The sequence below is a fragment of the Cohnella yongneupensis genome (assembly GCF_042655785.1).
Taxonomy (GTDB): domain Bacteria; phylum Bacillota; class Bacilli; order Paenibacillales; family Paenibacillaceae; genus Cohnella; species Cohnella yongneupensis.
This window is the reverse complement of record NZ_JBHSNC010000054.1, coordinates 135,302-157,439: the sequence shown is the minus strand read 5'-3', so window position 1 is coordinate 157,439 and position 22,138 is coordinate 135,302. Positions and strand designations below refer to the sequence as shown.

Annotated in this window: 15 protein-coding genes and 1 pseudogene; 13 read left to right on the top strand and 3 right to left on the bottom strand. The window is 57.0% G+C overall.

The window, feature by feature from the left end:
- Window positions 1–57 precede the first annotated feature (57 nt).
- The 5 genes and pseudogenes from ACFPQ4_RS19010 to ACFPQ4_RS18990 form a co-directional block, all read left to right on the top strand.
- Window positions 58–1,062, top strand: a complete 1,005-nt coding sequence (locus ACFPQ4_RS19010) for a LacI family DNA-binding transcriptional regulator (RefSeq protein WP_378113473.1) — start codon at window positions 58–60, stop codon at window positions 1,060–1,062.
- Window positions 1,063–1,234: 172 nt separating this feature from the next.
- The gene (locus tag ACFPQ4_RS19005) at window positions 1,235–2,650 is read left to right on the top strand and encodes an ABC transporter substrate-binding protein (protein ID WP_378113472.1); all 1,416 of its coding nucleotides are present in this window, start codon (window positions 1,235–1,237) and stop codon (window positions 2,648–2,650) included.
- 113 nt (window positions 2,651–2,763) lie between these two features.
- Window positions 2,764–3,849: a carbohydrate ABC transporter permease gene (locus ACFPQ4_RS19000; RefSeq protein ID WP_378113471.1), complete on the top strand. Its 1,086-nt coding sequence runs from the start codon at window positions 2,764–2,766 to the stop codon at window positions 3,847–3,849.
- A 1-nt stretch (window position 3,850) separates the two neighbouring features.
- On the top strand, window positions 3,851–4,945 hold the full coding sequence (locus ACFPQ4_RS18995) for a carbohydrate ABC transporter permease (protein ID WP_378113470.1): 1,095 nt from the start codon (window positions 3,851–3,853) through the stop codon (window positions 4,943–4,945).
- 126 nt (window positions 4,946–5,071) lie between these two features.
- Window positions 5,072–6,130: pseudogene (locus ACFPQ4_RS18990) on the top strand (copper amine oxidase N-terminal domain-containing protein); the annotation flags it as partial.
- A gap of 58 nt (window positions 6,131–6,188) precedes the next feature.
- Here the strand turns inward: ACFPQ4_RS18990 and ACFPQ4_RS18985 are convergent.
- Together ACFPQ4_RS18985 and ACFPQ4_RS18980 are read right to left on the bottom strand one after the other, a co-directional pair.
- Window positions 6,189–7,172, bottom strand: coding sequence for an electron transfer flavoprotein subunit alpha/FixB family protein (locus ACFPQ4_RS18985; RefSeq protein ID WP_378113494.1), 984 nt, complete (start codon window positions 7,170–7,172; stop codon window positions 6,189–6,191).
- Window positions 7,173–7,544: 372 nt separating this feature from the next.
- Window positions 7,545–8,309, bottom strand: coding sequence for an electron transfer flavoprotein subunit beta/FixA family protein (locus tag ACFPQ4_RS18980; protein WP_378113469.1), 765 nt, complete (start codon window positions 8,307–8,309; stop codon window positions 7,545–7,547).
- Window positions 8,310–8,557: 248 nt separating this feature from the next.
- Here ACFPQ4_RS18980 and ACFPQ4_RS18975 point away from each other — a divergent pair, with 248 nt between their 5' ends.
- The 8 genes from ACFPQ4_RS18975 to map all read left to right on the top strand — a co-directional run bounded on the left by ACFPQ4_RS18975 (window position 8,558) and on the right by map (window position 21,026).
- Entirely contained in the window at window positions 8,558–10,645 is a 2,088-nt protein-coding gene (locus tag ACFPQ4_RS18975) for a (Fe-S)-binding protein (RefSeq protein ID WP_378113468.1), read from the top strand.
- A gap of 3 nt (window positions 10,646–10,648) precedes the next feature.
- Window positions 10,649–12,997 (top strand): 3-hydroxyacyl-CoA dehydrogenase/enoyl-CoA hydratase family protein, encoded by a 2,349-nt coding sequence (locus ACFPQ4_RS18970; RefSeq protein WP_378113467.1) that lies wholly within the window; start codon window positions 10,649–10,651, stop codon window positions 12,995–12,997.
- A 1,091-nt stretch (window positions 12,998–14,088) separates the two neighbouring features.
- On the top strand, window positions 14,089–15,216 hold the full coding sequence (locus ACFPQ4_RS18965) for a thiolase family protein (protein WP_378113466.1): 1,128 nt from the start codon (window positions 14,089–14,091) through the stop codon (window positions 15,214–15,216).
- A 59-nt stretch (window positions 15,217–15,275) separates the two neighbouring features.
- Window positions 15,276–17,045, top strand: coding sequence for an acyl-CoA dehydrogenase family protein (locus tag ACFPQ4_RS18960; protein ID WP_378113465.1), 1,770 nt, complete (start codon window positions 15,276–15,278; stop codon window positions 17,043–17,045).
- Window positions 17,046–17,064: 19 nt separating this feature from the next.
- The gene (locus ACFPQ4_RS18955; protein ID WP_378113464.1) at window positions 17,065–18,744 is read left to right on the top strand and encodes a long-chain-fatty-acid--CoA ligase; all 1,680 of its coding nucleotides are present in this window, start codon (window positions 17,065–17,067) and stop codon (window positions 18,742–18,744) included.
- A gap of 198 nt (window positions 18,745–18,942) precedes the next feature.
- The gene (locus tag ACFPQ4_RS18950) at window positions 18,943–19,683 is read left to right on the top strand and encodes an FHA domain-containing protein (RefSeq protein ID WP_378113463.1); all 741 of its coding nucleotides are present in this window, start codon (window positions 18,943–18,945) and stop codon (window positions 19,681–19,683) included.
- 227 nt (window positions 19,684–19,910) lie between these two features.
- Complete coding sequence (locus ACFPQ4_RS18945) at window positions 19,911–20,099, top strand: hypothetical protein (protein ID WP_378113462.1); 189 nt, start codon at window positions 19,911–19,913, stop codon at window positions 20,097–20,099.
- A gap of 165 nt (window positions 20,100–20,264) precedes the next feature.
- The gene (map, locus tag ACFPQ4_RS18940) at window positions 20,265–21,026 is read left to right on the top strand and encodes a type I methionyl aminopeptidase (RefSeq protein WP_378113461.1); all 762 of its coding nucleotides are present in this window, start codon (window positions 20,265–20,267) and stop codon (window positions 21,024–21,026) included.
- 16 nt (window positions 21,027–21,042) lie between these two features.
- On the opposite strand, the gene ACFPQ4_RS18935 is transcribed toward map, so the two are convergent.
- Window positions 21,043–21,768, bottom strand: coding sequence for a YhcN/YlaJ family sporulation lipoprotein (locus ACFPQ4_RS18935; RefSeq protein ID WP_378113460.1), 726 nt, complete (start codon window positions 21,766–21,768; stop codon window positions 21,043–21,045).
- Window positions 21,769–22,138 lie beyond the last annotated feature (370 nt).

Here is a 22,138-nt window from a genome sequence, read left to right as displayed (position 1 = left end):
GGTATCATAAATTTGCGCCACATTTTGAAAAGCTTTTCAAAAAGAGCGGGGTTCTGAATGAAACCGACCATTAAAGACGTTGCAAAGATTGCAAGCGTATCCATCAGCACCGTATCAAGGGTTATGAACGCCCCGGATACCGTGGTGGAAAACAAAAAGAAGCGCGTCCTTGATGCGATCGAAGAGCTCAAGTACAAACCGAACGCGCTGGCCAGGGGATTGATCTACAAGAAAACCCACACGCTAGGCGTCGTCATTCCGGACATCCGGAATCCTTACTACGCGGATATTATCCGCGGCATGGAGGATGCCTCCAAGAAGAGCGGGTACAGCCTCATCATCTGCAACACGGACACGGACGGCAACAGGTTATTCTCTTACCTGAACACGTTTTACGAGAAGCAGATCGACGGTCTTCTCTACACGAGCAACCCAATCTTTCCCGACTATTACAAAGAATTGAAGAGACTCCGCATGCCCGTCGTTCTAGTGGCCACGCATTCGATGGAGTATGAACTTCCGTCTGTAAAGATTAACGATGAACAAGCGGCTTATGATGCGACTCAGTTCTTGATCGACTCCGGTCATCGCAATATCGGCATGATTAGTTTCGACCTCGGCGACAGCATCGCGGGCCAGACTCGCTATCAGGGCTTTGTGCGCGCTTTGAGAGAAAATAATCTGGAGCTTAAGAGAGACAATATTTTTTTCGTCAGCGAGTATTTTCACGATCCCTATGATGCCGCGGAATCCCTATTCCGGCAATCTTCCGGCTTGACCGCCGTATTCGCCGTCTCCGATGTGCTTGCCATGGGGGTGCTCAGCTACCTGAACGAGAAGGGCGTAGCGGTTCCGAACGAGGTTTCGGTCGTTGGATTCGACAATATTCGGCTGTCCGCCTTCACCGTTCCCAAGCTGACGACGGTCGCGCAGCCGATGTACCAAATCGGATACCGCGCGGTAGAGAAGCTCCACGCTCTGATTAACGGAGAAGCCGATCCCGTGCTTCGGGAAATCGTTCCCCATGAAATCGTCGTGCGAGCGTCGACGGGAAGGCTTTAATGGACGGTTTTTGCAGCATTTTGAAAAGCTTTTCAGAATGTTGGCCATTACATTATCGGAACGGGGAAATTTATGTTGGGAGGTGGGGCGTGTCGTCATAAAGCAAGCAGATGCATAAGCGGACTTTCCATTTGAGGCAAGCAACAACATTTCCAGAGAGGGGCTATATCGAATGTTAAAGAAAAAGACATTGGCAACTTCACTCGTAGCGGTAGTCTCGGCTTCCATGCTGTTGACAGCATGCGGTAACAATAACAAGGAGAACAATGCTTCTCCAAGTGCTACTCCAAGCGCATCGGAAACTACGCCGGCAAGCTCCGCAGCGGCTTCTCCGAGCGAGAGCGCGGCAAGCGGCAGCGCGTTGGCGGATGCGCTCGCCGGTAAGTTTAAAGGCACGAAGGTCACGATGTTCGGTCCGTTCGTGGACGTGGACCAAGTGAAGTTCGAAGCGGCTATCAAGGATTTCGAAGATAAATCCGGTATCGACATCGCATACGAAGGCTCCAAAGAGTTCGAAGCGACGATCAGCGTTCGCGTTAACGGAGGCAACGCTCCCGACATCGCGGACTTCCCGCAGCCGGGTCTGCTTGCGAACATCGCTAAGACGGGCAAGGTCGTGGACATCTCCACGTTCCTCGACAAAGCGACGATGGAGAAGAAGTACAATCAAAGCTGGCTCGACATGGCGACGATGGACGGCGCGAACGGCAAAATCATGTCCGGCGTCTGGGCGCGCAGCAGCGTTAAGAGCTTGGTATGGTACAACAAGAAGGAATTCGAAGCCGCTGGTTATACCGTTCCGACAACATGGGATGAACTGCTCGCTCTAACCGATCAAATCGCAAAAGACGGGGATCCGGCATGGGCGATCGGTATCGAGTCCGGCGCCGCTACCGGCTGGCCGGCTACCGACTGGGTAGAAGACATTATGCTTCGTACAACTACCCCTGAAAACTATGACAAGTGGGTTAAAGGCGAGCTTCCGTTCACCGATCCGATCGTAAAGAACGCGGTTCAAAAAATGTCCGACATCTGGTTTAAAGAAGGCGCTGTATACGGCGGCACGAAATCGATCGTCTCCACGTCGTTCGGCGACGCTCCGAAAGTGCTGTTCGACAATCCGCCGAAAGCATGGCTGCACCGTCAAGCAAGCTTCATTACTAGCTTCTTCCCGGAAGGACTGAAAGCCAGCGAAGACTATGACTGGTTCCCACTTCCTTCGATTGATCCGCAATACGGCACGCCTGCCCTGGTAGCAGGGGACATCTATGCGATGTTCAACGACCGTCCAGAAGTACGCGCCGTAATGGAATTTTTCACGACCGGCGAATCCATCAAAACCTGGGTTCAATCCGGCGGAGTAATCGCTCCGATGAACGACGCTGATCCTTCCTGGTACTCCACGGACGTCGAGCGCCATATGGCCGAGTTCGTAAAAAACGCTTCGACAATCCGGTTCGACGGTTCCGACTTGATGCCAGGCGCGGTTGGCGCAGGCACGTTCTGGAAAGGCATGGCCGATTATGTGAGCGGAACGGTTGACCTAGATAAAGCCATGGAAGAAATTCAAGCAGGCTGGCCTAAATAATAAATCATTTCAATCATAAGTAAACGGAGGGCGCCCCTATCATCCGATGCGCGTTGCCCTCCGTTTTTACATTACTTTCGTTAAGGATAAGATTCACAGAAAGGAAGATCCCAATGTCAACAGCTTCCGCTGCCAAACGCAGCTTGCCTCGAATCGCCTTGTGGACGGTTATCGTACCGCTATTAAACGTTATCGTGCATACCGCGATCTTCATTTTTCTGAGGGATAGCGCGCTGCATCCGGTTGTATACGCGATTCTGGCCATTCTGTGGGGAGTCGGGGGCATATATACAATATATTGGTCCCTCAACTGGGTGATCGAGCAGTACTCGGACGTTTGGAAAAGGAGAATCCAACCGTACCTGTTCATCGGGCCCGCGATCGGGCTGCTTGGCTGGTTGTTGCTGATTCCGACGATCCGAACGATCATCATGAGCTTTCAGGACGAAACCTCCAGTAAATTCGTCGGATTCGCGAACTACGCGGCGGTGTTCACCAACCGTCTACTGCTGACTGCATTGCGGAACAATCTGCTGTGGGTCGTGTTCGGAGCAACAACTTGCATCATCCTCGGGCTGTTGATCGCCGTACTGGCTGACAGGAGTAGCTTCGAGCGGGTGGCGAAGGCGATTATTTTCATGCCCATGGCGATTTCTTTCGTGGCCGCGGGCGTTATTTGGAAATTCATTTACTATTATCAGCCGGGCGACGAACAGATCGGTCTGCTGAACGCGATCGTCGTGTACTTCGGCGGCGAGCCGCAAGCCTGGACCAGCATGACGCAGCCCTGGAACAATCTCTTCCTAATCGCGATCCTGATATGGATGCAGACCGGATTCGCGATGGTCATTCTCTCCGCTGCGCTCAAGAGCGTTCCGGAAGATATGCTGGAAGCCGCGCGGATGGACGGCGCAGGGGAGTTTCGCATCTTTTTCCGCATCATCATTCCGTATATCTCGACGACCCTATTGTCCGTCACGACAACGGTTATCGTGTTTACGTTGAAAATTTTCGACGTGGTCATAGTCATGACCGGCGGGCAGTACGACACCGAGGTCGTGGCAACCCAGTTCTACCGCCAGTTTTTCATGTATCAGAATTTCGGATACGGCTCGACGCTCGCCATCGTGCTTCTGATCGCCGTCATTCCCGTGATCTTGTTCAATTTGCGCCAGATCCGGAAACAGGGGGAGATCTGACATGAGAAGGAAATCGCGTCGTACCGGCTCTAAGACGCTCGTCAATACGATATTGGCCGTTATATGCCTGATCTGGTTAATCCCAACGCTGGGTTTGTTCGTTTCCTCGTTCCGGCCCGCAAGCGATATCCTAAGCTCCGGCTGGTGGACGGTCGCGCCTCACAAGGAGAACGTAACGAAAGACCAGATACAGTTGCCGAAAGACACCGATCTAAGACAACCCATCGAGGTGGAGGGGAAAACCTACAGCGACGCGGAACTGCGCCAAGGAGCGAAAGCTCCCGACGGGTCCACGCTCGTATGGGAAAACCGCCGCGCTCGCCTGATCAACATACAGGAACCAGGCTGGAAAATGAATACCAACTTTACGCTGGACAACTACGAAGGCGTGCTGACGGGGAAAACCTATAAGCTCAAGCAGCCGGACGGCAGCGAACGGACGGAGAAGGGCAGCAATATGTCCCGGGCTTTCCTGAATACGATCGTTGTCTCGATCCCGGCTACGGTAATTCCGATCCTGATCGCAAGCTTCGCCGCTTATGCATTCGCGTGGCTGAAATTTCCTTTCCGCAAATCGTTGTTCATCATGGTGATCTTGCTGCTGGTCGTCCCGATTCAGGTTGCCCTTATCCCGGTTTCCAAGGATTTCGCATCGCTTGGGCTGAACGGAAACTTCCTCGGCATCTGGATCGTGCACGCAGGCTTCGGACTTCCGCTTGCGACGTACTTCATGTACTCCTATATCAGCCAGCTTCCGAAGGACCTGTTCGAATCGGCCTATATGGACGGCGCGACGAACTTCACGATCTTCACCCGACTGATATTACCGCTAGCCGTACCATCGATCGCATCGATCAGCATCTTCCAGTTTCTCTGGGTGTGGAACGACTACCTCGTATCCTTAATTTTCCTAGGTGGTCAGGAAGACGTTCAAGTGATGTCCATGCGAATCGCCAACATGGTCGGTTCCCGCGGCGACGCCTGGCATCTTCTTACCGCAGCGGCCTTCATCTCGATGCTCATGCCGCTGGCCGTTTTCTTCGGTCTGCAGCGGTACTTCGTGCGCGGCCTTCTGGGCGGTTCGGTTAAAGGATAAAGGAAGAACAGACAACAATAAAGCGGTCGACCGGCGGGCAAAAATCCGTGCGGGCGGCCGCTTTGCGCGTTTTTTCAAGGTGCGGGGGAACCGGGTAAATGTGCCAAGGCAACGAACGGTAAAGCTGTCGCTTTTCAAGCGGCGCCGACCATTATCAACAATAAGGTTTTCGTTGAATTCCGGAGCTTGTTCGCGGCTCTCGGCTATAAGGTAGACTATATTGCCGCTACAAAGACGGTGAAGGCCAATTCCTTCACCCGCAGCATCGAGATGAAGCTCGGCGGGACTAACGCGCTCGTGAACGGCGTCAATGTTCCGAATAACGGAGAGATGAAGTTAGTTGACGGCCGGACGCTCGTAGGCGTTCGATTCATCGCGACGCTGTCGGACAAAACCGTGGACTGGAACGGAACGTCCAGGACGGTTTTCATTACAGACAAAGCAGCGTACAAAAACGTGTTCAACGTGCTGGGCAGGTTGGCTGACGCGGAAGCCGCGAACGATGCGGACAAGTATATAAGCCAATTCGACCGGGTCTATGCGGAAGCGATCTCTCCAAGCATTCGCCAACAATTCGCTAGCGTACAATCGCATACGGAGTACCTGGAGATGGCAATGGAGAGTTACTCGTCATCCAAGGCTGTCGTTGTTACTAGAGAGCTGACTAGCAAAACGGGCGGTCAAGGCTTCTTCGCGGATAATGCAAGCGAATATCGCTATACGCTGACCAACGATGGGACTGGCAAGTGGCTCATCTCGGATATCGAACAAATTTCTTACGCAGTGTTAAGCGAAGATAGCCTTTGGGCGCAAGCCGTCGAAGCTCCCGAAGAGGATAAAGCAGCAATGGAAGCTCTGTTGAACACCCAAATCGCGGCGATCAACGTGGAAGACTATGAAGCGTATTTCGCGACGTTCGTGCCAGACGCACCCGGATTAGGCGATGAAATTCAAGACTTGCGCACGTTCTTCCAATACGTCGACTCGAAAGCAACGGTAGACAAAGTCGCGGTTGTCGAATACGGCGACAATCATGCCAAGCTTCTCGTATCCTCCAAGATGGAATGGCTCGGAGGAGAGCACTTCAATTCCTATCGCGACGTCATGGAATTAAGCTTAGTCAAGCAGGACGGCAAGTGGTTGTTCTCGGAGACGTCGAGCGATTACGTTATCGAAGAGCTATAAGGAAAAAAGCGGTTGCCAACTCAGATGTTGCCTGAGCGGGAAGCCGCTTTTTCGTTACTTAAGGGGTGCTGATGAGTTCATTGATCAGCAACGGCACGATCTCGAACAAGTCTCCGACGATTCCGTAATCCGCGACGCTGAAGATCGGTGCGTCGGGGTCTTTGTTAATGGCGACGATGACGCGCGATCGGCTCATGCCGGCCAGATGCTGCACCGCGCCGCTTATACCGCAGGCGATGTACAAATCGGGCGTGACCGTCTTGCCGGTCTGGCCGATTTGCAGCGCATAGTCGCAATAGCCCGCGTCGCAAGCGCCGCGGGAAGCGCCGACGGCTCCGCCGAGCAAGGAGGCGAGCTTGGCGAGCGGCGCGAATCCGTCCGCGTGCTTGACGCCCCGTCCGCCGGCGACGATGACGCGCGCTTCCGTCAAGTCTACGGCGGTCGATACCCGCCGTACGACATCGCGCACGCGGACGATCGGCGGAGGCGGGTTGAAGGCGGCGCTCCGGATCGGCGCCGCAGGCCCGGCGCGTTCGGCGGCGGGTGGGAAGTTATTCGGGCGCACCGTCACGACCCACGGGTCGCCCGGCAGCAAAGCGCGCTGCTCCAACGCTTTGCCCGCGTGCAGCGCGCGCGTGAACCGGACGCGACCGTCGGCGCCCGTGGCGACGCCGATCGCGTCCGACACTTGCCCTGCCCCGAGGCGGGCAGCCAGCCGCGGGGCAAGGTCGCGCCCGATGGCGGTGTGGCCGAGCCACCACGCGCTGGGCGCCATGGGCAGTGCCTCCGCCGCCGCTAGCAGGGCGGCGGCGAACGCTTCCGGCGTGTAGCGGGCAAGGATGGGGTGATCGATGACGATCACCTCATCCGGACCGCGGCACGCCAGGTGGGTTGCTTCGGCGGCGTCTTCCGCGCCGCCAGCCAGCAGCAGGACGGCGAGGGTGTCGCCGTCCGCCATGCACTGCCGCGCTGCGGCGATCGCCTCGAGCGATACTCGCCGCAGCTTTCCGTCGCGGCATTCCGCGACAACGACATGCTGCATCATCTTCCGCTCACCTCCGGGAAATACACAAGTATGCCTCTAGATCAACAATGCCTCACGCTCGATCCATCGCTTTCCAGCAATGTTTCCACGGTTACAGCTGCCTCACACTCGTTCCGTCACGCTCCAACCTCATATTTCGCGGTTACAGTTATCTCATGCTCGATCCGCCACTCTCCAGCCACTGTTTCCACGGTTACAGTTACCTCACGCTCGATCCACTGCTTTCCAGCCACTGTTTCCACGGTTACAGCTGCCTCACACTCGTTCCGTCACGCTCCAACCTCATATTTCGCGGTTACAGTTACCTCATGCTCGATCCGCCGTACTCCAACCACTGTTTCCGCGCCGCACCACCCGCACACCATTCACTCACCGCCGCTCCAACACTTTCGCTTCGTCCCGAAGCAGCGCAAGCAGCTCTGCCGCTTGCTCCTTCGGCGTGCCGGACAGCTTCCGGCCCGCCGGGCGCGCGGGCTGTGCCTCGCACGCAAGCCGCTCGGCGCGCGGAGCAATCGCGCCGCCGAGCGCATCCAAGCCGAGCTCCGCCAGCGGCTTCCGCTTCGCCTTCATAATACCCGCCAGAGCCGGATAACGCGGCTCGTTCAACCCTTGCTGCGCCGTCAACACGGCGGGCAGCGGAACTTCCCAGCTCTCGCTGTCGCCTTCCGCGTCCCGGGTAACGTGCGCGACGCGCCCCTCGATCCGGCACGCGGTAATCGCACCGGCATGGGGCCAACCGAGTAGCTCCGCTACACGGATGGCCACTTGGCCCGCGCCGTTATCGACGGACAAATGCCCGGCGAACACGAGATCATACGTTTTTACTCCGACCGCCCCCGCAAGCATTTTCGATACCGCATATTCGTCCAGCCGGTCAGTTTCCGCATGAATCCATACGGCTTCTTCCGCACCCATCGCAAGCGCCGTCCTGAGCGCTTCCACCGTTACGTCTCCGCCGATCGATATTACCGTCACTGTTCCGCCCAGCGTTTCCTTGATGCGCAAAGCCTCTTCCAAGGCGTATTCGTCGTACGGATTGATCGTCCGCTTTGCATTCTGATCGATCGCGCCTTGTACGACGCGGATCGGTTCGTCCGTCGCGATGACGGATTTGATTAACACGGCGATATCCATCTGGGCACCTTCTTCCGGGCAGTCCGCCCGAGGTTTCACTCGCGCCAATGACCGCGTCGCGGAACGTGCCGCAACGCGGTCGATTATTGATCATTCCTTGCTCAGACGTGTCCTTTTTTGCCGATTCGGGCATATGGGAGGGCGGCAGGCGAATAAATTTACGAGTAAAGGAAGGCAACAGCTTCTACTCCATCTTATGACGGGAGGTCCCGGTTCAGAAGATACGCGGCTTCGAGGGAAGCGGGGTGATGGGCACGATTAACGGGTGGATTTTCGTGGCGGTTACGTTGTGCGGCGTCGGCTGCTTCGCTTGGATCGTGGCCGGTCGCGTTCGGCTTATTATGGCTGGCAAGCCCGACGGGCGCATGAAGCTGTCTTGGCAAAGAACGGCGGTTGCGGGCGGTCAAGTGTTCGGACATCGAAGGTTATTGCAGGATCGCAGGAGCGGGCTCATGCACCTCGTGTTGTTTTACGGGTTTATCGTGCTGCAGCTAGGCGCGCTCGAGATTATTTTTAAAGGATTAACCGATCGCTCGCTGCCGCTTGCGGATCGCTCCTGGTTCGCGTTCCTTCAAGAGACGACTGTCGTGCTGATCTTATTAGCCGTCGCTTACGCGGCTTACCGGCGCTACGTCCGAAGGCTTTCCCGTCTGCCGAAAGGCTGGAAACCCGCTCTTGTGTTGATCTGGATTACGGCGTTAATGGTTTCGGTAGCGCTTACCCTGGCGTTCGACCGGTTGCGCGAGGGAAAAGAGGAAGCTTCGGCTATGGCTCCCTTGTCTTCCGCGTTGGCCTCAGCATTACAAGAAATCTCTAGTAACGCCCATTGGATACGCAATGGCTATGAAGCCGCATGGTGGGCTCATCTGACTCTATTGCTCGGATTTCTCGTTTACGTGCCGTTATCGAAACATTTTCACCTGTTGACCGCCCCCGTGAACTGGTTGTTCCGGCCGGGCGGGCCGCCGAAGATGGCGCCGCTGGATTTGGAAGATGAGACGTCGGAGAAATTCGGTATGAACGAGATCGCCGATTTGACGCGCGCGACGAGGCTCGATCTGTTCGCTTGCGTGGAATGCGGACGTTGCACGGACGCGTGTCCGGCTGCGAATACGGATAAAGGGCTGTCCCCGATGCATCTCATGACGAAGCTACGGGATACGCTGCTCGCCAAAGGCAAAATATTCAGTCCTAGCGCGGCGATGCCATTGCCATCCTCCTCGTCGACCATGGATATTCGGCAGACGATGACGTGGCAATCGGAGAGCTGGATGATAAGCGATTCGTCCTCTGCGGAGCCGTCATTGATCGGAGACGTCATTACGGAGCAGGAGCTGTGGGCGTGCACGACTTGTCGCGCTTGCGAGGAGAGTTGTCCGGTAGGCAATCACCAGCTTACGCCGCTCGTCGAGATGCGCAGGTACCTCGTGTTGACCGAAGGCAGAATGCCGGCCGAAGCCAAAAAAACGCTGCAAAACATAGATCGCCAGAGCAATCCATGGGGTTTTCCCCGTCAAGAACGGGCAGCTTGGCTCGATGCTTTCGCGGCTCGCGAGGGCTGGCGAGTTCCGACGATCCGCGACAATCCGAAGCCGGAATGGTTATGGTGGGTCGGAAGCATGGGGGCGTACGATTTGCGCGCCAGAGGCGTCACCTTCGCGTTCGCCCGACTGTTGCGAGAGGCCGGCGTATCGTTCGCGGTGCTGGGTGCCGAGGAACGCAATTCGGGAGATACGCCTAGACGGCTAGGCGACGAATATTTGTTTCAAGAGCTTTGCAGGAGCAACATCGAGACGTTCAGGCGTTATGGCATAAAACGAATCGTTACGACTTGCCCGCATACGTATCATCTTTTCCGCAACGAATATCGCGATTTCGGGTTCGACGGGGAGGTGAAGCACCATACGGAACTGCTTGCGGAGTTGCTAGCCGAAGGACGGCTTGCTCCGCGACAGCCCGTCGCGCGGACGATGACGCTGCACGATTCTTGTTATTTGGCGCGATATAACGGAGTGACCGAGGCGCCAAGGGCGATTTTATCGGCGATTCCGGGGTTGAAGGTGGCCGAGATGGCGCGATCCGGCAAGCAAGGACTGTGCTGCGGCGCGGGCGGCGGAAGAATGTGGCTGGAAGAGCCGGGTCGTAGGGTGAACGTAGTAAGAACGGCGCAGGCGTTGGAAACCGGGGCGGATCTGATCGGATCGTCTTGTCCGTATTGCTTGACGATGATGGAAGAAGGGGTGCGCTTGCATGGCGCCGAGGAGCGGACGACCGCGCTGGACGTGGCGGAGCTGCTCGCGATGTCGGTGTTCCCGATGCGTAAACGGGAGGGGTGATGCGTGGTGTGGAACGTGCGAAAAGCGGCGGTCATCGGAGCGGGCGTAATGGGGTCGGCAATCGCCGCCCATCTGGCCAACGCGGGCATCCCTTGTATGCTGCTCGATTTGGAAGGGCTGGCGGATCGGGGGATCGCGAAGCTGAAGGAGACGAAGCCCGCGCCGCTTTATGACCCTGCCTTCGTCTCGCGGATAACGGCGGGGGATTTGGATAAGGACCTCGCCGTGCTCGCTAGCTGCGATTGGATAATCGAAGCGGTATCGGAACGGCTCGAAGTGAAACACGCAGTATGGGGCAAAATCGCCTCGGTATGGAAGCCGGGGATCGTCGTCAGCAGCAATACGTCGGGCTTGTCGATCGATGCGATCGTCTCGGTGTGCGGGGAAGAGATGCGCAGCTACTCGGTCGTCACGCATTTTTTCAATCCTCCTCGTTATATGAAGCTTGTGGAAGTCGTGCCTTGCAGTAAGTCGGACCCTACTCTGGTCAAGGAGGTGGCTACTTTTTGCCGGGATCGGCTCGGCAAAGGGGTCGTTATCGCTAAAGATACGCCCAATTTTATCGCTAACCGGATCGGCACGTATGCGATGCTCGCCACTTTGCGGGCGATGGAGAAGCATGGACTTTCCGTCGAGGAGGTGGATGCCGTTACCGGGCCGCTGATGGGGCGGCCAAAAAGCGCGACGTTCCGCACGCTGGATATCGTCGGACTGGATACGTTCCTGCATGTCTGCCGCAACGTACGCGAGCAGACGGACGACGCACTCGAGGCAGCCGCGTTCGCCGCGCCGCCTCTCATCGAGGAACTGGTCTCCCGGGGCTGGTTAGGCGATAAGAGCGGTTGCGGCTTTTACCGCAAAGACAACTACGCGAAGGAGGGAAGCGACCGCATTCAGGCGTTAAACCCCGCATCCATGACCTATGCGCCAAGAGTAGGGGTGAAATCCTCGTTCATAGACGCGGCCAAATTGGCCAAAGGAACGACTGGCAAGCTGCGGGCGATCATGCAAGCTGCGGACGAGGACCGACTGGCGGCTTTCGCCCACGACGTGATCGAAGCTTCGCTTCAGTATGCGGCGGAGAAGCTCGGAGAAATCGCGGATACGGCAAGCGAAATCGACCAAGCGATGCGATGGGGCTTCAATTGGGAGCAGGGGCCGTTCGAGACGTGGGACGCTCTAGGCTTGGAGGTGCTTGCGAGCGCGCTTGAAGAACGCGGCAAAGCTGTTCCCGCGCCCGTCGCCGCTTTGCTCGATCGAGGCTTGAAGACGTTCTACTCCAGCAAGGACGGCAAGCTGTTTAACTACGTGAAAGGCGAATACAAGGTGGTGGAGGAGCCGCCGGACGATATTTCGTTGCGACGGCTTAAGGAAAGCGGACGGGTCGTATTCGCAGGTGACGGTGCAAGCTTAATCGATTTGGGCGACGAAGTAGCGTGCTTGGAGTTCCATTCGCAGAGCAACGCGATCGGACCGGGCGTGCTTGCGGCGATTAGGCGGGCCGTTCGGGAGACGGACAGTAACTGGCGGGGGCTCGTGCTTGCCAACGAAGGGCGCAATTTTTGCGTGGGCGCCAATCTGATGCTGCTCTTGATGGAAGCCGAGAACGAAGAATGGGAGGAAATCGACCTTATCATTCGCGATTTTCAGGACAGCATGCGCGGTCTTCGGACGCTGGCGCGGCCTGTCGTTGCCGCGCCGCACCGGATGACGCTCGGGGGAGGAGTGGAAGCTTGCTTGCCCGCGGATCGGATCGTATTTTCCGCGGAGACGTATTTTGGCCTCGTGGAGACGGGCGTCGGACTCCTTCCGGCGGGAGGAGGCTGCTTGGCAGCGGCTGCGCTTGCGCAGGATCGGGCGGAAGCGGCGAACCTTGACGACGTTCGGCAGCCGATCGTCGCGCTGTTCGAGACGATCGCCATGGCCAAAGTGTCGGAGAGCGCCTATCATGCGAAGCGTCTCGGGTACTGGCGGCCGGGAGACACGGTCGTCGTACGGGAAGAGTCGCGGATCGCCGAAGCGAAACGGGCGGTGCTCGAGCTGGATCGGCTCGGTTACGCGTCGCCGGGTGGGAATCGGAAGATCGCCGTAGGCGGGCGGGATGCCGCGGCGGTGCTGAAGCTTGGCGTTCAATCGATGCGCAGAGGGGGCTATATTTCCGAGCATGACGTGAAAATCGCCGGCAAACTGGCGGACGTACTGACGGGCGGAGACGTTCCGGCAGGCACGGTCGTCGACGAGCAGCGTCTGCTCGATCTGGAGCGCGAAGCGTTCCTCAGCTTGTGCGGCGAGCGGTTAACGCAAGATCGCATGCGGCACATGCTGGCAACAGGTAAGCCTCTTCGCAACTAGCTGCTGTAACGGTTTCTCGCGAGGTTGCAGCGGCGAAAGCGTGGAGTTAGGAGCTGCAGCGGTGTCTGGCGAGGTTAGAGGGATGAAAGTGCGGAGTTTGATGTTGTAGCGGTGCCTGGCGAGGTTAGAGCGGCGAGTGTGTGGAGTTAGGAGCTGTAGCGGTGTCTGGCGAGGATAGAGGGGCGAGTGTGTGGAGTTGGGAGTTGTAGCGGTGTCTGGCGAGGTTACAGCGGCGAAAGTGTGGGGTTGGGAGCTGTAGCGGTTTATGGCGAGGTTAGGGCGGAGAGTGTGTGGAGTTGGGAGCTGTAGCGGTGTCTGGCGAGGTTAGAGGGATGAAAGTGCGGAGTTGGGAGCTGTAGCGGTTTATGGCGAGGTTAGGGCGGAGAGTGTGTGGAGTTGGGAGCTGTAGCGGTGTCTGGCGAGGTTAGAGGGATTGAACGTGAATAGTTAAAGAGTTCAACAGTCTGGGAGACCGCTGAAGCATCAAACAAACTAGCTTTCACCGCCTCAATGGTCCAACAGACCGCTGAAGCAACACACAAACCAATCTCCACCGTCTCAACGGTCCAACAGACCGCTGAAGCAACACACGAGCCAGTTTTCGCCGCCTCAACGGTCCAACAGACCGCTGAAGCAACACACTAACCGATCTCAACCGCCTCAACGGTCCAACAGACCGCTGAAGCAACACACTAACCGATCTCAACCGCCTAAACGGTCCAACAGACCGCTGAAGCAACACACGAGCCAGTTTTCGCCGCCTCAACGGTCCAACAGACCGCTGAAGCAACACACTAACCAATCTCAACCGCCTCAACGGTCTGGGAGACCGCTGAAGCATCAAACAAACTAGCTTTCACCACCTCAACGGTCTGGGAGACCGCTGAAGCAACACACTAACCAATCTCCACCACCTCAACGGTCCAACAGACCGCTGAAGCAACACACTAACCGATCTCAACCGCCTAAACGGTCCAACAGACCGCTGAAGCAACACACGAGCCAGTTTTCGCCGCCTCAACGGTCCAACAGACCGTTGAGGCGGCAAGCACACCACAAGAAACCTAGTTCCGACGAAGGGAGGGATCGCGATGAGGGAAGCGGTGATCGTGTCGGCCGTTCGGACGGCGGTCGGGCGGGGAAGGAAAGGCGGCTTTGCCGACACGCGTCCGGAGGATCTCGCCGCCGCCGTGCTTCGGGAAGCGGTAGCTCGCGTCCCCGGCTTGGCGCCGGGCGACGTGGACGACGTCGTCATGGGCTGCGCGATGCCCGAGGGTGACCAAGGGCTTAACGTTGCCCGGCACATCGTGCTGCATGCCGGGTTCCCCGTTACGGTACCGGCGGTCACCGTTAACCGATTTTGCGCGTCCGGCTTGCAAGCTATCGCGCAAGCGGCGTCGTATATCGCCGGCGGCTCGGCTGAAGTCGTGGTAGCCGGAGGCGTGGAGAGCATGAGCCGGGTCCCGATGACCGGCTTTAGGCTGTCTCCGCACCCCGGGTTGCTGGAGAAGCTTCCCGCCGCATACATGGGCATGGGCCACACGGCGGAATTGGTCGCCCGCAGATGCCGGGTGACAAGGGAAATGCAGGATCGGTTCGCAGCGGAAAGCCACAAGAAGGCGGCGGCCGCCGTTGAGAGCGGAAGGTTCGCGGACGAAATTTTACCGTACGGCAACGTTGCCGCGGACGAATGCGTGCGGTCGGACACGAGCTACGAGAAGCTTGCGGCGCTCAAGCCTTCTTTCTCTATTAATGGCACTGTGACCGCGGGTAATTCGTCGCCTTACAGCGACGGCGCCGCGGCGCTCGTGCTCATGAGCCGGGAGAGGGCGGAGCAGCTCAATGTTCAGCCGCTCGCCGTTTTCCGCTCGTATGCCGTTGCCGGTCTACAGCCGGAGGTGATGGGACTCGGACCGATCGAAGCGGTTCCGAAAGCTTTGAAGCTGGCTGGCCTTTCAACCGAGCAAGTGTCGCTATGGGAAATCAACGAGGCGTTCGCCGCGCAATGCATCCCCGTCATTGACCGCTTGGAAATCGATCCGGAGCTAGTGAACGTGAACGGAGGCGCGATCGCGCTTGGCCATCCGCTCGGTTGCACCGGAGCGAAGCTTACGGTTACTTTGTTGCACGAGCTGCTGCGGCTTGGCGGAGGTTACGGCGTCGTGACGATGTGCATCGGCGGAGGGATGGGCGCGGCAGGCGTCTTCGAAGCGATCTAAACTAAGCTTTTTATTGCAAGATGGGGGCTAGGGGCAACAAGACAAGGAGGTGGCTCGCGATGGCTGCGCCGTTATGGGGAGGCGGAAGGTTTATCGTGGAGGATGCCGATCCGAAGCATGTCGTGACGCCGGAGGACTTCACGGAAGAACAGCGTATGCTCGCGGACGCCGTACGGGCGTTCGTCGAGCGGGATATCGCGCCGCAGGACGCGGCGATCGAGAAGCTGGATTACGAATTGACCGTCAAGCTGTTGCGCAAGGCGGGAGAGATCGGTCTGCTGGGTGCCGACATACCCGAAGCATATGGCGGACTCGGGCTCGATAAGACGAGTACGACGTTGCTCTCGGAGTCGCTGTCGCCGGCATCCTCGTTTGCGTTATCGGCGGGCGCGCACTCCGGAATCGGTACGCTGCCGCTCGTCTTCTTCGGAACGCCGGAGCAAAAAGAACGTTGGCTGCCCGACATCGCGACCGGTACGCGGATTGCCGCATACTGCCTGACGGAACCGGGCTCAGGCTCGGATGCGTTAGGGGCTCGCACGACAGCCGTGCTCTCGGAGGACGGGACACACTATGTGCTGAACGGCTCCAAGCAATATATTACGAACGCCGGATTTGCCGACATTTTCATCGTTTATGCGAAGGTGGACGGCACGCAATTCAGCGCTTTCGTCGTAGAACGGGATACGCCGGGCTTTTCGATCGGACCGGAGGAGCGCAAGATGGGCATTAAGGGCTCGTCCACTCGGCCGCTCTTTTTCGAGGATGCCGCCGTACCCGCGACCCATCTGCTAGGGGAAGTCGGCAAAGGTCATCTGATCGCGTTCAACACGCTCAATATAGGTCGCTTCAAGCTGGCGGCAGGCTGCATCGGCGGCATGAAGGAGGCGATCAAGCTATCGGCCGCATACGCGAATACGCGCAAGCAATTCGGCAAGCCGATTTCTTCGTTTCCGCTCGTCGCGGCAAAGCTGGCGGATATGAACATCAATGCGTTCGTGACGGAGAGCATGGTGTACCGTACGGCAGGCCTTATCGACGAATCGCTGAAAAGCGTGAACTCGGACGACGGGTTAGAGGTGGCGAAAGCGGTCGCGGAGTATGCGCTCGAATGCTCGATCAACAAAGTATTCGCCTCGGAGGCGATGGATCGCGTAGTCGACGAGGGCGTGCAAATTCATGGCGGCTGCGGCTACATTCAAGAATACAAAATCGAAAGGCTGTACCGCGACTCGCGGATTAACCGGATCTTTGAAGGAACGAACGAAATTAACCGGTTGCTCATCCCGGCGACCTTGATCAGGCGAGCCCTGAAGGGGGAATTGCCTTTGATCGCGAGGGCGCAGGAAGTGCAGCGGGAATTGCTGATTCCGGGTCCTTCCGCACCGCTATCGAATCAACCGCTCGCCAGACAGGCGGCGATCGTAACGGCGCTGAAGAAAGTGTTTCTCATGATCGGCGGACTTGCCATCCAGACCCACGGGCTGAGAATGGATCGCGAGCAAGAGATCGTCGCTTCGCTGGCGGATGCGATGATCGAGCTGTACGCGCTGGAGAGCGCGTTGCTTCGGACGCGCAAGCTGACGGAACTTCGCGGTGCCGCCGCGGATAACGCCATCGATATGACTACGCTGTTCGCGGAAGAAGCGCTGGAGAAAGCCGGACAGCGGGCAAGGCTCATGCTAGCTAGTCTTGCTTCGGGAGAAGCGCTGCGTCTGCAGCTTTCCGTGCTGAAGCGGCTTTTGAAGTTCGATCCGGGGGATGTCATCGCGCTTCGCAGGCGAATCGCCGCCCGCGTCATATCGGCCGAGCAATATGTCGGATGCTAAATTTAAGGAGCGAATCTCCATGAGCGAGACGACCGACAAGCCATGGCTCCGTTATTATCCGTTAGACGTACCGCTTACTCTCGCCTACCCTGCGATGAATGTCGCGCAGCTGCTGGTCGACGCGGCGGCCGATTATCCGCGCCATGAAGCGTTGGATTTTCTCGGTCGAACGATGAATTATTCGGAGCTGCTCGGCCAATGCCGCAAAATGGCGAACGGACTAAAAGCGATCGGTCTTGCCAAGGGCGATCGGGTGGCGATTATGCTCCCGAATTGCCCGCAGGCGGTCGTTGCGTATTACGGCGCATTGATGGCCGGCGCGACGGTCGTGCAGACGAATCCGCTGTACACCGAGCGCGAGCTGCATCATCAGCTGGCGGACTCGGGGGCGAGCGTGCTCGTCGTCCTCGATCTGCTCATGCCCCGCGTCGAGGAAGCTAGGAAAGATACGAAGCTGGAGCGGATTATCGTAACCTCTCTCTCCGACGCGCTGCCTTTTCCGAAGAGTTGGCTCTATCCGATCAAGCGGCGCAAGGAGCATCCGAAGCTGAAGGTGAAATACGGCAAGGCGGGCGTGCTGCGATGGTCTAGTTGGCTTCGGCGAAACGCGTCAACGGCAATCTGCGAGGAAGTGGACGCCGGGAAAGACTTGGCGATGCTGCAATATACGGGAGGGACGACGGGAACTCCGAAAGGCGTCATGCTGACGCACGCGAACTTAATCGCCAACACGGTGCAAACCGCGACGTGGTGCGTGGGGCTGGAGCAAGGAAGCGAGCGATATTTAGCCGCGTTGCCGCTCTTCCACGTGTTCGGGTTGACCGCCTTGCTGAACCAGAGCGTCTACCGGGCGGGCACGATGCTGCTCGTTCCCCGTTTTAACCTTAAGATGGTGCTGGATACGATCCGCCGACGGAAACCGACGGTGTTCCCCGGCGCGCCGACAATGTATATCGCGATCATGAACGATCCGGATTTAGACGTTAACGATCTAGCATCTATTAAGCTATGCGTAAGCGGGGCCGCTCCTTTGCCGCGCGAGGTACAGGATCGGTTCGAGCAGTTATCCGGAGGCAAATTAATCGAAGGCTACGGGCTGACGGAGGCGTCCCCGGTCATCCATGTCAATCCGGTCAGAGGCATGCGCAAATCCGGGACGATCGGCGTGCCGCTACCCGACACGGACGTAAGGATCGTCGGGCCGGATAGTCTTGAGCCGTTGCCCGTCGGACAGCTAGGGGAAGTCGCGGCCAAGGGTCCGCAAGTGATGGCGGGCTATTGGGGAAAGCCGGAGGATACCGCCAAAGTTTTGAAGGAGGGGTGGCTAAGAACGGGAGATCTCGGCACGATGGACGACGATGGATTTTTCACGATTATGGACAGGATGAAGGATGTTATAATCGCCGGCGGATTCAACGTGTATCCGAGAGAAGTGGAAGAGATTCTGTTCGAGCATCCCGCTGTTAAGGAAGCTGCCGTATTGGGGGTGCCCGACGAGTACCGGGGCGAGACCGTGAAGGCGTACATCGTGCTCAAGGAAGGCTGGCAAGCGTCTTCCATGCAGCTCGACCGGTGGTGTCGGGATCGGCTTGCCGCCTTCAAAGTGCCCAGAGAATACGAATTCAGGACAGACCTGCCGCAATCGATCGTCGGGAAGGTGCTGCGCCGCAAATTAAAGGAGGAGGGAGGACAACCTTAATTAATGCTAAAATTTGGATTTGGTTGATTGAAGCGAAGGTATTATTTAGCTATACTAAGTCATGTGATGCAAATTAGTTTTGTACGCTGTATAATAAAGAAAGCGTTTACAATTTTCCAAGCGACGCGTGTCGAGGCGGAGGTGGTCACGTTGACGGAGAGGCATAAGAATGAAATAGAGGGGAGGGGTCGCATCAAGTTGCGGAGTAGACGACTACTTCGCGAAGGCAAGGCGATCCGTACGACATCCGTCGCGTTGATCGGATTGACGTCCGTGCCGGCGCAAGTCGCGGCAGCACCGATTACCGCTTCCAAGGCGCAAGTTACCGTAGGCACGTTGCCGTTGCTCGCGGCATTAGGACTCGGGATCGCGGTAGCGATAGTAGCGGTCATCGCCTTTTTGCAAATGACGGCGAAAGGCAAAATCATCGGCGGCCAATTGCGGTCGGATATGAATGAGGATGCCGACATGCCGGGCGAGCCGGACGCGGAACCGTGGAACGACGAGGAGTCGGGTACCGAATTCGGTTACGATGAAGATACGCTAACGGACTATACGATTCCAATTACGCAGATTTTAGCGCAGGTGGCTGCGGCAGAACCGGCGCAGGAAGGCGAACCGAGATTGTGCGGCATCGAAGGCGAGCATGCGGGAGCTAGTTACAGGCTGATGGATCGCCGGCTGCTTATTGGAAGAGACGCGATACAGTGCGGCGTCGTATTCCCCTATGAAGCTGGGGAAGTGAGCCGCAGGCACTGCACGGTGAGATATAATCCGGAGACGAAGATGTTCCTGTTGGAGGATCACGGGTCTTCTAACGGTACTTTCTTGGCTAGCGGTATCCGACTTGAGCCGGGCAAGCAGTACGAACTGCGCGACGGAGACCGATTCTCGTTGTCCGGCGCGGCGCATTCATTCGAAGTGAAAGCGGGCGATTAATCCAGCGTCCGCTTCCAAATAATAGGCAGGCAGTTTACAAAGGTTAGGCTTTAACACCTGTCCGTAAAATGGTATAATCAGAGAATGCAGGATATTATTATCGCAGGCATGCGGTAGCCGAATTGAATAAAGTGCAGGATGAACCCGATTGGTTCTCCGGGTGGCGCAACACGAATTCCGTTCCGGGGTTTGCTAATCCGGAACCCATTCCGCTGGGAGGGAATTGCATGGCCAAACGCAGCCACAACGAAGTTCAAGAAAGTTTGCGAGAACTGACTAGAATTTTCCGCCCCAAGGATCCGCGCAAGTTCGTGAAGGATTATATTCGCAAGTACAGAATTACCGGTGGTTACGAAGACGAATTGACCGTACTCGTCGAACGAGAACTGGTCAAGTTAAATACCCCCGCCTCTTGAGTGGCGGCGAGGGACGCTGAACCGACAAATTCAAGGCCGACGGTCTTGAATTTTGACGGTTCTTTTTTTCGCGTTTCAAATAAATTCGATGTTAGTCCATCCCGCGAACCCGCATACAATAGGGCAAGAAGCAAGAACGTTAGCCTGAGCATGGGAGGAGATGCGGTGGCGGGCGGTAAGAGCGCGATCCCGATTCGATCTCGGGAGGACATCGGCCAGATGGCCGTCGTTGGAGCATTGGCTGCGCAGTTGCGCCGCGATTTGGGACGAAGGGTTAAGCCGGGCGTTACGACGTTGGAATTGAACGATTTCGCGGACGATTATATGACGGAACGGGGAGCGTATCCGGCGCAAAAAGGCTTTCACGGATACCCTTACGCGATATGCGCCGCCGTTAATGACTGTGTCTGCCACGGCCTTCCTAACGATCGGCCGCTTCGCGACGGCGACTTGGTCACGCTTGATTTCGTAGTGGAATGGAACGGCTGGATGGCGGATACGGCTTGGACGTACGGTGTTGGCCAACTATCGCCTGAGCACGCGAGGCTGCGGGCGGCCGCTTATCGGGCCATGATGAACGGCATCGCGCAGACGCGTCCGAAACGAACGCTCGGAGACGTGGCGGAGCAAGTTCGCCTCATCGCGGAAACCGGGAACTATGGCGTCATTAGCCAATTCGGCGGACATGGCATCGGAAGAGCGATGCACGAGCCTCCAGAAGTTCCGTTCGTCGGACATCCGGGTAAAGGCGTTCGGTTGCGCGAAGGCATGGTCATAACGATAGAGCCGATGCTGACGATCGGCTCTCCCGATATTTATATGAAGGAAGACGGTTGGTCGATTATGACGGAAGAGGGCGGCTGGGCCGCCCAATTCGAGCATACGGTCGCGATCACCGAAGACGGACCGCTTATTTTAACTAAATAAGTAAGTCGACGGTCGCTCAGCGATTCGGTTGTTTCTGGGACGTAATGCCGTCGCTCAGAGGCAACGGAATCGCGTTTCCATATCCGAATGTGTATTGGACGAGCCTGTTGAAAGCCGGGGTCAGCTCGGAAAGCGACTTATTGCTCCAGGCCGCTTTGGCGAATTCGAGCGATTGGTTAACGTATTCGCGGTTGGCCGAAATATGGACTTCCTCGACGCGTTGGTGCATATCGCGCACGGTGTTGCCGATAACCTGACGAAGCTCGGTGGACAAGTCGGTGTAGTCCTTATGGGAGAAGTATGAGTTGTAAGGCGTGGCCACCTGACGATTGTCCCATTTGGAACTGCCGTTAGAGACGTTGTACACGCCTTCGGTCGTGCCGCTATTATCTTGTTCGCGCGGGCCGCCGCGAGCCCTAGTGCCCGTAGCCGTCCAGTCCGTCAATATGCCGACATACGCGTTCTTATCCGTCAAAAATACGATGGCCGTATTAATGCCCGGCAGATCGGCGACTTTGTTGGACACGGCGGAGCTGTACTCGAAATATTTGTTTTCATGCTGTTTCGGATTACCCGTCGTATTACCGTACGAGCGCACATGCGTCATTTTCGGGTCGTTGGCGGCCCGGCTGGCGTAATCATAATTGCTCTTCTGATAATGGCTTTTGTAATTGCAGGCGCTGAGCATGGTCATCAGTGCGACGGCGGCAAGCAGCGCGAGCAAGCGGCGAAAGTACCTCATTGGAATCCCTCCTGAATCGTTGACGGAGAATACGCAGGTTAGCTATGCATATCGTTTACCGTTAGCGGAAAACTATGCGGCGTATCCCATACATAAAAGCAGGTGCGAATGGCAAAAAGAGTACAGACGGACGAATTTCGAAGCGTGTCGAAATCGCTCGAGACGATTATTCGAGTGAACCGTTCAGAGGGGGATAGCCCAGAGGTTAAAAATGATCAAAAACCTTATAACGGCGGCGTTTTTGACAGTTTTGAGAACAATTTGTGAACTGTCCTGTGAACATTGACAACAAGGCGGCACAATCTTTATATTTATTAGAGTGCTTTAAGAGCGTTTGTTGTTTGGTCCAACATCCGTGTACATATGGATA